The sequence below is a fragment of the Rhizobium rosettiformans W3 genome (assembly GCF_004912135.1).
Taxonomy (GTDB): domain Bacteria; phylum Pseudomonadota; class Alphaproteobacteria; order Rhizobiales; family Rhizobiaceae; genus Allorhizobium; species Allorhizobium rosettiformans.
Window position 1 is genome coordinate 287,356 of the sequence record NZ_STGU01000003.1, and the last position, 12,518, is coordinate 299,873.

Annotated in this window: 15 protein-coding genes; 10 read left to right on the forward strand and 5 right to left on the reverse strand. The window is 60.7% G+C overall.

Annotated features, from left to right (window positions below; translation table 11 throughout):
* Positions 1-57: 57 nt before the first annotated feature.
* Complete coding sequence (locus FAA86_RS07410) at positions 58-705, forward strand: arylesterase (RefSeq protein WP_136539420.1); 648 nt, start codon at positions 58-60, stop codon at positions 703-705.
* A 66-nt stretch (positions 706-771) separates the two neighbouring features.
* Complete coding sequence (gene thpR / locus FAA86_RS07415; RefSeq protein WP_113458967.1) at positions 772-1,365, forward strand: RNA 2',3'-cyclic phosphodiesterase; 594 nt, start codon at positions 772-774, stop codon at positions 1,363-1,365.
* Here thpR and FAA86_RS07420 read toward each other — a convergent pair.
* A complete protein-coding gene (locus FAA86_RS07420; RefSeq protein WP_136539422.1) occupies positions 1,314-1,772 on the reverse strand; it encodes a low molecular weight protein-tyrosine-phosphatase in 459 nt (152 codons plus the stop codon). The two genes, thpR and FAA86_RS07420, sit on opposite strands and share 52 nt — an antisense overlap.
* Before the next feature lie 27 nt (positions 1,773-1,799).
* Between FAA86_RS07420 and FAA86_RS07425 the strand changes: the two genes are divergently transcribed.
* The 4 genes from FAA86_RS07425 (at position 1,800) to rlmN (ending at position 4,796) form a co-directional block, all read left to right on the forward strand.
* Complete coding sequence (locus FAA86_RS07425; RefSeq protein WP_136539424.1) at positions 1,800-2,102, forward strand: 4a-hydroxytetrahydrobiopterin dehydratase; 303 nt, start codon at positions 1,800-1,802, stop codon at positions 2,100-2,102.
* Positions 2,103-2,178: 76 nt separating this feature from the next.
* On the forward strand, positions 2,179-2,559 hold the full coding sequence (locus tag FAA86_RS07430; RefSeq protein ID WP_113458964.1) for a YkvA family protein: 381 nt from the start codon (positions 2,179-2,181) through the stop codon (positions 2,557-2,559).
* 260 nt (positions 2,560-2,819) lie between these two features.
* Positions 2,820-3,323 (forward strand): invasion associated locus B family protein, encoded by a 504-nt coding sequence (locus FAA86_RS07435; RefSeq protein WP_136539426.1) that lies wholly within the window; start codon positions 2,820-2,822, stop codon positions 3,321-3,323.
* A gap of 234 nt (positions 3,324-3,557) precedes the next feature.
* On the forward strand, positions 3,558-4,796 hold the full coding sequence (gene rlmN / locus FAA86_RS07440; protein WP_136539428.1) for a dual-specificity RNA methyltransferase RlmN: 1,239 nt from the start codon (positions 3,558-3,560) through the stop codon (positions 4,794-4,796).
* A gap of 34 nt (positions 4,797-4,830) precedes the next feature.
* Here the strand turns inward: rlmN and FAA86_RS07445 are convergent, their stop codons facing one another.
* On the reverse strand, positions 4,831-5,472 hold the full coding sequence (locus tag FAA86_RS07445) for a LysE family translocator (RefSeq protein ID WP_136539429.1): 642 nt from the start codon (positions 5,470-5,472) through the stop codon (positions 4,831-4,833).
* A gap of 74 nt (positions 5,473-5,546) precedes the next feature.
* On the reverse strand, positions 5,547-6,410 hold the full coding sequence (locus FAA86_RS07450; RefSeq protein WP_136539431.1) for an SDR family NAD(P)-dependent oxidoreductase: 864 nt from the start codon (positions 6,408-6,410) through the stop codon (positions 5,547-5,549).
* Positions 6,411-6,510: 100 nt separating this feature from the next.
* Between FAA86_RS07450 and FAA86_RS07455 the strand changes: the two genes are divergently transcribed.
* The 3 genes from FAA86_RS07455 (at position 6,511) to FAA86_RS07465 (ending at position 8,378) form a co-directional block, all read left to right on the forward strand.
* Positions 6,511-6,759 (forward strand): type II toxin-antitoxin system ParD family antitoxin, encoded by a 249-nt coding sequence (locus FAA86_RS07455; RefSeq protein WP_136539433.1) that lies wholly within the window; start codon positions 6,511-6,513, stop codon positions 6,757-6,759.
* On the forward strand, positions 6,756-7,046 hold the full coding sequence (locus FAA86_RS07460) for a type II toxin-antitoxin system RelE/ParE family toxin (protein ID WP_136539435.1): 291 nt from the start codon (positions 6,756-6,758) through the stop codon (positions 7,044-7,046). Before FAA86_RS07455 ends, FAA86_RS07460 begins: the two co-directional genes overlap by 4 nt.
* A 108-nt stretch (positions 7,047-7,154) precedes the next feature.
* Positions 7,155-8,378 (forward strand): argininosuccinate synthase, encoded by a 1,224-nt coding sequence (locus FAA86_RS07465; protein WP_136539437.1) that lies wholly within the window; start codon positions 7,155-7,157, stop codon positions 8,376-8,378.
* Positions 8,379-8,434: 56 nt separating this feature from the next.
* Here FAA86_RS07465 and FAA86_RS07470 read toward each other — a convergent pair whose 3' ends face one another.
* On the reverse strand, positions 8,435-9,625 hold the full coding sequence (locus FAA86_RS07470) for a multidrug effflux MFS transporter (protein ID WP_136539439.1): 1,191 nt from the start codon (positions 9,623-9,625) through the stop codon (positions 8,435-8,437).
* Positions 9,626-9,733: 108 nt separating this feature from the next.
* Positions 9,734-10,162, reverse strand: a complete 429-nt coding sequence (locus tag FAA86_RS07475; RefSeq protein ID WP_136539441.1) for a hypothetical protein — start codon at positions 10,160-10,162, stop codon at positions 9,734-9,736.
* A gap of 196 nt (positions 10,163-10,358) precedes the next feature.
* Here FAA86_RS07475 and FAA86_RS07480 point away from each other — a divergent pair, with 196 nt between their 5' ends.
* Positions 10,359-12,422, forward strand: a complete 2,064-nt coding sequence (locus FAA86_RS07480; RefSeq protein ID WP_136539443.1) for a M3 family metallopeptidase — start codon at positions 10,359-10,361, stop codon at positions 12,420-12,422.
* The last annotated feature ends 96 nt before the right edge of the window (positions 12,423-12,518 follow it).

Consider the following 12,518-nt stretch of genomic DNA (forward strand, 5'->3'; position numbering starts at 1 on the left):
CTGGAAAGATGAAGCTTCGCCGCACTGCGGCATTCCCAGCAATCTAGGAAAGGCCCCATGACTTTTAAAGCTCAGCTCCTTCATTTCGCCGTGATCCTGCTGACGGTCCTGGCCGGTCCACGGATTGCCGCCGCCGAGCCCCTGCAGCTTGTCGGTCTCGGGGACAGTCTGATGGCGGGATACCAGTTGCCGCAGGAGGATGCTCTGCCGGCCCAGCTCCAGCGCCAGCTGGTTGCCAAGGGGCATGACGTAGTGATCGCGAATGCCGGTGTCTCCGGTGACACGACATCGGGCGGCCTGTCACGCGTCGACTGGTCGGTGCCGGAGGGGACCGATGGCGTCATTCTCGAACTCGGCGCCAATGATGCCCTGCGCGGGATCCCTCCGGAGCAGACCGAAAAGAACCTCGATCAGATCATCACCCGGCTGAAGGAGCGCAACATTCCGATCCTGCTGGTCGGCATGCTCGCGCCGCCGAACATGGGTGACGATTATGGTCAGCGGTTCAACGCGATCTATCCGCGTCTCGCGGAGAAGTATGGCCTGCCGCTTTATCCCTTCGTCCTCGACGGGGTGATCACGGATCGCAGCCTGCTTCTCGACGATGGCATGCACCCCAACACCAAGGGTCTCGAGACCATGGCCCAGCGCATGCTGCCTCTCGCCGAAACTTGGGTGGCAGACATCAAGGGACAGCAGAATTAAACGCTTGCGCTTGAAGTCGTTGCGTGATTCGCTGTGAGCACCTGCAAAAGATTCGGGGAGCGCTCCATGCCGAGATTGTTCACTGCCCTCGAAATTCCGCGCAACGCTGCCATGAGTCTTTCATTGCTGCGCGGTGGGCTCCCCGGAGCGCGCTGGATCGATGTCGAGAATTATCACATCACTCTGCGCTTCATCGGAGACGTTGACGGTAGAACGGCCGATGAGGTCGTCGACAGGCTCGATCGGATCGACCGTCCCGAATTCTCCCTCAGCTTGAACGGCATCGGCTCCTTCGGCTCGAAGAAGCCGCATTCGATCTGGGCAGGCGTGTCTCCCGCGCCAGAACTCTACGCATTGCAGGGCGAAATCGAACGGATCTGCCAGCGCATCGGGTTGCCCCCGGATCCGCGCAAGTTCACGCCGCATGTGACCCTTGCCAGACTGAAGTCATCGCGCGTCGATGACGTGGTTCATTATCTGAGCGGTCGTGGCGATTTCCAGACCATGCCCTTCCGGGTGGGCCGGTTCGTCCTTCTGTCGTCGAAGGAATCCGTCGGTGGCGGGCCCTACCTCACCGAAGAGGTCTTTCCTCTTTATGAGGCGCCGGTCTATCCGAATTTCGAGACGACCGCGCTGCAGCCCGCAAAGAGCATGCTGTAGACCTCTTCGAAATCGGCCAGATCCCCGTGATAGGGGTCTGGAACGTCTTCACCGGTTCCGAAGGCGAGATCTGCGAAGAGATGCAGTTCGGCGGTCGCGCTTTCCGGTCGCAGCGCCTTCAACCGGGCAAGATTGCTTCCATCCATCGCCACGACCAATTCGAAGTCATGGAAGTCGTGCGGCTTGACCTGACGCGCGCGTTGCCGCGAGATGTCAATGCCTTTTGCTGCCGCAATCTTGATCGACCGGCGGTCCGGCGGGCTGCCGACATGCCAGTCGCCGGTCCCCGCCGAAGCGATCACCGGCGTTTGTCTGGCTCCTGCCGTGAGGTGGCGGTAGATTCCTTCCGCAAGGGGTGATCGGCAGATGTTGCCGAGGCAGACGAAGAGAATTGAAGGTGCCGGCATCGCTCGATCCAGGAGGAGTGTTTTCCAATGAAATACGAAAAACTGCCGGCGGCGTCCATTGCAGCCCGGCTGGCCGAATTGCAGGGCTGGAGCATCGGGCGTGACGGCGCCGCGATCGAGAAACACTTCGTCTTCCGTGACTTTCGCCAGGCCTTTGGCTTCATGACAGAATGCGCTCTGGCGGCCGAAAAGCTCGATCATCATCCGGAGTGGTTCAACGTCTACAGGAAGGTGGATGTGACGCTCACCACGCATTCGGCTGGCGGAATAACGGAACTGGACTTCAAGCTCGCCGTTCTCATGGATCTGGCTGCGGCGCGCAGCGGTTGATCGCAGGTGGTGATTGAATTCGGCTTCGAGCATTCACATATGATTGATCGGGTCCGAACGAAAGGATCGATGGGCTATGGATGACGTGAAGATTGGTGAGATCCTGCTTCCCGGAGACAAGGAGCAGCAGGAGCGACAGGAAGCGAAGGTTCGCAGCCGGTTCTGGCCGACCTTCAAGAAGGCCGCCCGCCAGATCCCTTTCTCGCGGGATCTCGTCGCCGCCTATTACTGCGCAACGGATCGCGAGACACCTTTCCGTGTTCGCGGCATCCTGCTTGCCGCACTGGGCTACTTCGTCCTGCCGATCGATGTCGTGCCGGATATTCTCGCGGTCGTTGGCTTCACGGATGACATTGCCGTGCTCACAACAGCCATCGCCATGATCAACCGGCACATCAAGGATCGTCATTACGAGGAAGCCGACAGGGCGCTCGCAGACAGTCCCGATCAGACCTGATGGTCGCAAGGCAGCCTTGTGTTCAAGGCAGCCCCACTCTTGCCTTTTTCTTTCCTTCTACATCGTCCGCAGGATCGAGGTCCGAAGCCGTTTTCTCCGGATTTCGGGGCGCCAAACGAGATACCGCCGTCAAATGTGACAACAAGGCGTGTGTCGTTCATCGTTTGGTAAGGTAAATTAAGTCAAACTGAACACAGGTTTTGACGATGAGCGCCCGGCTGCATGGTCGGGTGATGGATGGAAACAACCGGCAGGAAGACATGTTCGTAAGAAGTAGCGTAACCGCATTGGCAATCCTCCTGGCGAGCAGCGGGCTCGCCAACGCACAATCGCCCACGCGGATCGAGCAGTTCAAGGCCTGGGGTGCCTACTCCTACAAGTCGAACGGCGGCACCGTGTGCTACGTGCTGTCCGTCCCGACGGCGAAGGAGCCGAGCAGCGTCAATCACGGCGACATTTTCTTCGTCGTCTCGCAGCGCCCGGGCCAGAATATCTCGTATGAGCCGCAGGCCATGATGGGTTACCCGATGAAGGGCGACTCGAAGGTCAACGTAACCATCGATAACAAGAATTTCGTCATGTTCGTCAAAGACAGCTCGGCCTGGGTGGAAAATGCCGCCGAAGAGCCGGCCTTGGTTGCTGCCATGAAGGGCGGCGCCACGATGACGGTCAAGGCGACGTCTGCACGTGGCACGGCCACAAGCTATACCTATTCGCTTTCCGGCATCTCTGCAGCGCTGCAGAAGATCCAGAACTGCAACTGACGGCCAATCGCCGATCATGAAATTCAGGGCCGGCAGACCACTGCCGGCCCTGAGCCGTTTCCACTTCACCCGCAAAGCAGGGTCGGGGTGACGGACGCCAAAAAAGCTGCTATTGGCCGCAGCCAAATAAGGACATCGGCTTGATGCCTGTCCATCATGATCCTTGAATTCATACCTGCCTGCCGGAACGCGCTCCATCCGAGCCGCTTTCCCATATGGTCCCGAGGTAACGAGATGACTGTCACTGTGACGCTTCCTGAGCGTAGCCAGACTGCGGCTTCCATTCGCCCTGCTGCCATTATCGAGAAGCCGAGCCTGATCGGCCTCGACCGCGAAGCGTTGGGCAATGCCCTGCGCGAAAAGGGCGTGCCGGAAAAGCAGATCAAGATGCGCGTCGCGCAGATCTGGAACTGGCTCTATGTGCGCGGCGTCTCGGATTTCGACCACATGGCCAATGTCTCCAAGGATATGCGCGAAATGCTGAAGACGCATTTCACCATCGCACGGCCCGAGATCGTCGAGGAACAGGTGTCCAATGACGGCACCCGCAAATGGCTCCTGCGCTTTCCGCCCCGTGGCGCCGGCCGCCCGGTCGAGGTGGAAGCCGTCTATATTCCGGAAGAAGGTCGCGGAACGCTCTGCATCTCCAGCCAGGTCGGCTGCACGCTCACCTGCTCCTTCTGTCACACGGGCACACAGAAGCTGGTGCGCAATCTGACGGCGGAAGAGATCCTGTCCCAGCTGCTTTTGGCGCGTGACCGGCTCGGCGATTTCCCGGATCGCGAAACGCCCGTCGGCACGATGATGCCGTCAAGCGATCGCAAGGTCACCAACATCGTCATGATGGGCATGGGTGAGCCGCTCTACAATTTCGAAGAGGTGAAGAAGGCGCTGCTGATCGCGACCGATGGCGACGGCCTGTCGCTGTCGAAGCGTCGTGTCACGCTCTCGACCTCGGGCGTTGTGCCGGAGATCTACCGGACAGGCGAGGAGATCGGCGTCATGCTGGCCATCTCGCTGCATGCGGTGCGCGACGAATTGCGCGACATGCTGGTTCCGATCAACAAGAAGTATCCGTTGAAGGAGCTGATCGAAGCCTGTCGTAACTATCCGGGCCTTTCGAACGCCCGTCGCATCACCTTCGAATATGTGATGCTGAAGGACGTCAACGACAGCCTGGAGGATGCCAAGGGCCTGATCCAGTTGCTCAAGGGCGTGCCGGCGAAGATCAACCTCATCCCGTTCAATCCGTGGCCCGGCACCAACTACCAGTGCTCCGACTGGGCGCAGATCGAGAAATTCGCCGACTTCATCAATCAGGCCGGCTATGCCTCGCCGATCCGCACGCCGCGTGGTCGCGACATCCTCGCCGCCTGCGGTCAGCTGAAATCGGAATCGGAGCGCATGCGCAAGACCGAACGTCTGGCGTTCGAAGCGATGATGATCGCCAATCACGGCGAAGACGACGATTGAGATTGCGGCGGGACGTTCGGCCCGCCCGTAGCTCTTACCTCGCCTGCGTCATGAAGATCTTCACCGCGAAGATCGAGAAGACGCCGGCGAAGGTGTAGTCGATGCCGCGCAGGACCTTGCGGTTCGCCTGCAGCCAGTTCGACATGAAATCCGCCCCATAGACGATGCCGATTCCGATCGGCAGTGACAGGATGATCGACCAGAGGCCGAGGAAGATCAGCTTGCCGGTGACGTTCGGATCGCTGGCGGTGACGAATTGCGGCAGGAAGGTCATGAAGAAGATGATGACCTTGGGGTTCAAGAGATTGACCCAGAGCCCGTTCAGGAAGGCGCCCTTTTTCGACACCACGGCATCGCCATCTGCCTTGATCACGAAGTTCGAGCCGTGCCGGATCGCCTGAAGCGCAAGCCACAGGAGATAAGCGGCGCCGCCTGTCTTCAACAGCAGGAAAGCCGTCGGCGAGGCGAGGATGAGCGCCGAGATGCCGAAGGCGACCAGCATGGTATGGATCGAGATGCCGAAGCTGGTGCCGGCGAGCGTCATCAGACCAATGGCCTTTCCGTCGCGCAGCGAGCGACTGATCCAAAGCGTCATGTCCGGACCGGGCGTAATCGCCAGTAGCAACAGCGCCAGGCTAAAGGCAAGAAAGACGGGAAGGCTCGGAATGAAGTCCATTGGTGTCACCGCATGATGAAGCACCCGCGACCTGCGGGGGCTTCATCCTTAGCGGCGATCGATGGCCTTGCCAATCAGCCTTTGGGGATCGACAGATAGGTCTTGAAGGCGTCGGCATAGTCCGGATGCCAGCGCGACAGCGGTGGGCGGTTTTCGATGATGTCGCCGGCGGCCCAGGCGATGCGCTTCTCGTCCAGAGCGCGGGGCACCTCGTTGTCCGGGCAGAGAATGTAGAAGTCGCCTCTCACAAGGCTTTCCAGCATGAAGTCAACGGTTTCCTCCGGTGTCCAGGCGCCTGAAGGCTTCTCCGTGCGGCCGTTTGCGGTCAGTCCGGTGAAGACGAAGCCGGGGATCAGCAGGTGTGCAGAGACGTTGCAATCCGGCGTGTTGCGCAGCTCGTGCTGGAGCGCCTCGGTGAAGGCCTTCACGCCCGCTTTTGAAACATTGTAGGCCGGGTCGCCCGGCGGGGTGGTAATGCCCTGCTTGGAGCCGGTGTTGATGATCAGCGCTGCATCCTTGTGGGCGACCATGCCGGGGCCGAAGGTGCGGGTGCCGTTGATGACCGCCATGAGGTTGACACCGAGCACGTTGTCCCAGTTCGCCTGCGGCCCGAAGAGTGCGCTGCCCGGCTGGATCCCGGCATTGTTCATCAGCACATGCACGCGCCCGAACCGCTGGATGACGGCGCGCTCCAGGGCTTCCAGTTCATCGAGTTTCGACACATCCGTGCCGATCGCGACGACATCAGCTTCACCGCCGGCCGCGAGCGCGGTGACTTCGGCGGCTGCGTTCGCCAGGCGATCCCCGTCAAGATCGACCAGAACGACGCAAAGCCCCATCCGGGCGAAGGCTTTTGCTGCCGCAAGGCCGATGCCGGAGGCAGCACCGGTGATGACAGCAACATGACCTTTCACGAGCGCGGGATGCTGGGGCGTCATGGGCGAACTCCTTAAACCGGTGGTGTTATGAATGACGACGATATGGTACCCTCGCGTCACATCGTCAACGTGACAGCCCGTGATGGAGGATTGCCTGCCGATGAACAAGATGACGACCGTTACCGTCTCGCAGGAACTGGCAGATTTCATCGAGGCCAGAATTACAGCCGGCGACTATGCTTCTGAAGGAGAGGTTATCGAGGCTGCACTCGCACTGCTGCGCGATGAGGTGGACGGCCTGGCCGCCATCAAGGCCGCGATCGAGGAAGGTGAAGCTTCCGGTGAGCCGCAACCGTTTGACTTTGACGAGTTCATCGATCGTAAGCGCCGCCGCTCTGCCGCCGAATGAAGCCGCTTATTGTTTCTCCGCGGGCTGCTCACGACCTCGACGCGCTCTTCGACTACACCGAAGATCGTTGGGGTCTGGAGCAGGCGGTGGCGTATACGCGGGGGATCAGGCGTTACCTTCAGGAAATCTGCGAAGGACAACGGTCCGGCCGGATAATTCCCGGACTTAGGAAAGCCTATCTCAGCGTTGCGTATCAATCTCACTACCTTATCTATCGCGAGACCTCGCATTCGATAGTGCTGATCCGTATCCTCCACCAGCGCATGAATATCCGCGGCCATCTCTGACACAGACATGTTCCCCGCCCTTGCACACCAGCGGAATCTCGCTAAAAGTGCCGCCATTCTTGATCCAGGCGGGCTTTGAGCCTCGCTCCTTCCAGACGGAACATCGATATGGCACTCCCCAAAGACGTGAAGAAAGTCGTCCTCGCCTATTCCGGCGGCCTCGACACCTCGATCATCCTGAAATGGCTGCAGACCGAACTCGGTGCTGAAGTCGTGACCTTCACCGCCGACCTCGGCCAGGGCGAAGAGCTCGAGCCGGCCCGCAAGAAGGCCGAGATGCTCGGCATCAAGGAAATCTTCATCGAGGATGTGCGCGAAGAGTTCGTTCGCGACTTCGTCTTCCCGATGTTCCGCGCGAACGCCGTCTATGAAGGCGTCTACCTGCTCGGCACCTCGATCGCCCGTCCGCTGATCTCCAAGCACCTGATCGACATCGCCCGCAAGACCGGTGCCGATGCGATTGCCCATGGCGCGACCGGCAAGGGTAATGACCAGGTCCGCTTCGAGCTTTCCGCCTATGCGCTGAACCCCGACATCAAGATCATCGCGCCCTGGCGTGACTGGGCGTTCAAGAGCCGCACGGATCTCCTGAACTTCGCCGAACAGCACCAGATCCCGGTTGCCAAGGACAAGAAGGGCGAAGCGCCGTTCTCCGTCGACGCCAACCTTCTGCACTCCTCGTCGGAGGGCAAGGTTCTCGAAGATCCCGCCCAGGAAGCACCGGAATACGTGCATATGCGCACGATCTCGCCGGAAGCCGCTCCGGACAAGGCGACCATCATCAAGGTCGGTTTCGAGAAGGGCGATGCCTGCTCGATCAACGGCGTTCGCATGAGCCCGGCGACGCTGCTTGCAGAGCTCAACAATTACGGCCGCGACAATGGCATCGGCCGTCTCGATCTCGTCGAAAACCGCTTCGTCGGCATGAAGTCCCGCGGCGTTTACGAGACCCCCGGCGGCACCATCCTGCTCGCTGCCCATCGTGCGATCGAGAGCATCACGCTCGACCGTGGCGCAGCCCACCTCAAGGATGAGCTTATGCCGCGTTATGCGGAACTCATCTATTACGGCTTCTGGTTCTCGCCGGAACGCGAAATGCTGCAGGCCCTCATCGACAAGAGCCAGGAGCATGTCGAGGGCGAAGTGACGCTGAAGCTCTACAAGGGCAATGTCATGGTCATTGGCCGCGAGTCGGCAAAGTCGCTCTATTCCGACCAGCTGGTCACCTTCGAGGACGACCAGGGCGCCTATGACCAGAAGGATGCTGCCGGCTTCATCAAGCTCAACGCGCTGCGCCTGCGCACGCTCGCCAAGCGCAATCTCGGTAAGTAAGCCCTCCTCGGCTCAGACAACAGAGCGCCCGTCTCCCCTCCGGGAGGCGGGCTTTTTCATGCCCGTCGTTCGAGGTGGCGCAACCAGAAGAAGCCCGCTACGGCGCTCAGTTCCATGAAGGGGATGATGATGCCGAAGGCGGTCAGCGGATCGCCGATCGAGGCTGCCGCAACGCCGCCGGCAAAACCCGCGGTCATCTGCAGGAAGCCGGTTAGGGCAGACGCCGAACCCGCAATGTGCGGGAAAGGCGCCATGCTCGTCGTCACGACATGGGGGCTGAGAAAGGCGAGGCCGAAGGTGCAGATTGCCACAGGCCCCATGATCGACAGGAAGAAGGGCGGCACGAAGGCAACCGATAGCGCCATGATGACGGCGCCGGTGCCGCAGAGCGTGATGCCGATCCTTGACGCCGTCAGACCCGAGATCCGGCGGGAGACGAGCTTCAGGGTGAGTGATCCCGTCAGATAGGCGCCGGATTGCATCAGCATGCCCAGCCCGAATTGGGTCGGCGTCAGTCCCACTTCGTTGATCAGCACGAAAGGCAGCATGGTCGATTGAGCGTAGAGTGCGCCGATCGTGCCGCTCAGGACGAGGGAGGCTGCGAGGAAACGTGTGTTCGTTCCGACTTCCAGATAGTTGCGCAGCAGTTTTCCGGGTCGGAGACGGCCGAGATCCGGGACGATCGTTTCCTTGAGCAGGGTCAGCGTAAAAGCCATGGCCAGCAGGCCGAACGCGACCATCAGGAGAAACACCGCATTCCAGCCGAAGGCTGCCAGCGTCAGCCCACCGAGAGTGGGACCCATGGCCGGCCCGACAGCGAGAAAGATGCCGATGGTGTTGAGGATGCGGCTTGCCTCCGCACCTGTGTACAGGTCTCGAACGATGGCGCGGCCGACGACCACGCCGACGGAAGCGCCGATGCCCTGCACGAGACGGGCGGCGAGAATGAATTCCACGCTCGGCGCTATCGTTGCGAGACAAGAGCCGGCCAGATAGATCGCGAGGAAGATCAACGTCGCTTTCTTGCGACCCAGCGCATCGGCGAGTGGACCTGCGACCAGCTGGGCAAGCGCGAAGCCGGCGAAGAAGAGAGACAGGCTGAGCTTGATCGCCGCGTCGGTGGTTCCGAAAGCCCGGACAAGTTCGGGCATGGCCGGCGTGTAGATCGCCATGGAGATCGGACCGAGCGTGGTCAGGAAGGCACCGAGGAAGGTGGTGCGCCGCTCGCTCATGCGCATTGCTGTCATCAGATCTCGTCCGGCATCAAGAAGAAAGGCGCCGTCGCGGCGCCTCGTGCTGATGACTTAGTGGGATTGGCGCTCTCGATCGAGTGCCAATTTTCGCCCTACGCGCGATCAGGCCGATTTCGAGAAGAAGTCCAGCACCTTGGCGTAGGAGCCGGCCATGTCCATGTCGCCGATCATCTCCGCGAGCGACTGCTGCGTGCGGTAGTATTCCGCGTAATCGAAATGGGAATCCTCGGTCAGCGTCGACAGATCCATGATGTTGCCGTTGCGGTCGACGATCTGGAGCGGCAGTTCCGTCGACAGTTCACGGTAGGTGTCGGCGTCGATCTCGTCACGCTGGAAGCTTTCCGAGGCAATCTCGCGCAGGCGCCGTGGCGTCATGCTGGCAAAGACCGACAGTGCTTCTTCGAAAACCTCCGTTTCCTTGGAGGCCGCAATCTTAGGCGAAAGTTCTGACAGCCGGACATCCGACTGCGGGGTGCTTTCTTTGACGCGAAGGGATGAAACGCCTACCGGTTGGATTGGAAAGATTTCCATGGCCGTGACCGTCCTTTCATAGGATGAATCGATCTATGGGCCTATTCGAATGTTCGTCAATGAGGGTGCGGACTCGCTGTGGAAAAATCTCGCCTTGTTCACTGATTTTTGCGTGCTTGCCCTCGCTTTGCCGGGATAACATGGTGGAAAATCAGTGCTTCGCCGGCAGTTGCGCGGAGCTTCAGGAGGTTAACGCATGGCTGAGTCGTCCGTCTTCAATCCCGCTGTCATCAACTGGCAGGGGCCGCATGGCCTGCCGCAATTCGAACAGGTCGGCGATGACGACTATGCGCCCGCCTTCGAGGCGGCTCTGAGGGAGCACGAGGCGGAGATCGACGCGATCGCCGACAATCCGGAGCCGCCGACCTTCGCCAACACGATCGTGGCGCTCGAGATCGCCGGCGATGCCCTGTCGCGCGTCTCGGCGCTGTTCTGGAACCGGGCGGGCGCCCACACCAATCCGGGCATCCAGGCTCTGGAACGCGAGATTGCGCCGAAGATGTCGCGTCATTACTCGAAGATCGGCATGAATGCGGCGCTGTTTGCCCGGATCGACGATCTCTGGACCCGCCGCGATGCGCTCAATCTGACGCTCGAAGAGACCCGAGTGCTGGAGCGCCACTGGAAGGGCTTCGTGAAGTCGGGTGCCAAGCTTCCGAAGGCGGAGCAGGAGCGGCTGGCGGCGATCAACGAGCGGCTGGCAAGCCTCGGCGCCAATTTCGGCCAGAACGTGCTTGCGGATGAATCCACCTGGATCCTGCCGCTTGTCGGCGAAGAGGATCTCGCCGGCATTCCCGCCTTCCTGCGTGATGCCATGGCCTCTGCCGCGACCGCACACGGCGGCGGACACAGCCATGTGGTGACGCTGTCGCGCTCGATCATCGAGCCGTTCCTCACGTTCTCCGAACGCCGCGATCTTCGCGAGACTGCCTTCAAGGCCTGGACCTCGCGCGGTATCAATGGTGGCGAGACCGACAATCGCGGCATCGTCAAGGAGACGCTGGCGCTTCGGGCCGAGAAAGCGGGGCTGCTCGGCTACAAGGACTATGCCTCCTACAAGCTCGACAACACTATGGCGAAGACGCCGGAGGCGGTGAACGGGCTTCTGATGCAGGTCTGGGAAAAGGCCGTGTCGCAGGCGCGCGCCGAAGAGGCGGAACTTGCCGCCCTGATCGCAGACGAGGGCAAGAACCACGAGGTGGCACCCTGGGACTGGCGCCATTATGCGGAAAAGCTCAGGGCAAAGAAGTTCGATTTCTCCGAGGCCGAGCTGAAACCTTATCTGCAGCTCGAGAAGATCATCGAGGCCTGCTTCGACGTTGCCGGCCGCATCTTCGGCATCCGCGCCGTGCCACTCGCCAATGTCGTCGGTTATCATCCTGACGTGCGCGTCTTTGAAATCCGCGACCGCAATGACGACCTGGTCGCACTCTTCCTCGGCGACTATTTCGCCCGCCCCTCCAAGCGTTCCGGCGCCTGGATGAGCAGCTTCCAGGCGCAACACCGGCTGACGCTGAAGAACGGTCGCCAGGGTGAGCTGCCGATCATCTACAATGTCTGCAACTTCGCCAAACCCGAGCCCGGCAAGCCAGCGCTGCTGTCGCTCGACGATGCCCGCACGCTCTTCCATGAATTCGGCCATGCTGCGCATGGCATGTTGTCCAACGTCACCTATCCCTCGGTGTCCGGTACCGGCGTCTCGCGCGATTTCGTCGAACTGCCCTCACAGCTTTACGAGCACTGGCTGACGGTGCCCGAGATCCTCAAGACCTATGCGGTGCATTACGAGACAGGCGAGCCGATGCCGCAGGCGCTGCTCGACAAGGTGCTCGCGGCCCGGACTTTCAATGCCGGTTTCAACACGGTGGAGTTCACCTCGTCGGCACTGGTCGACATGGCGTTTCACACCCGCGGGCCCGTGGAGGATCCGATGGCTGTGCAGGCCGAAGTGCTTGAGAAGATCGGCATGCCGTCGTCGATCGTCATGCGCCACGCCACGCCACACTTCCAGCACGTGTTCTCCGGGGATGGTTATTCGGCGGGCTACTATTCCTACATGTGGTCGGAAGTGCTCGACGCGGATGCCTTCGCCGCCTTTGAGGAAACCGGCAATCCCTTCGATCCGGAGATGGCATCGAAGCTGAAGACGCACATCTATGCATCCGGTGGGTCGGTCGATCCGGAGGATGCCTACAAGGCCTTCCGGGGCAAGATGCCGAGCCCGGAGGCGATGCTGAAGAAGAAAGGCCTTGCGGCCTAAGCGTCCTGACGCCGCTCAAAAGGGCCGCCGGCGGTAACCATCGCCGGCGCTTCGGGCGTTTCCCCCTTTCGCAAATGCAAAAAACAGGGTATGAGC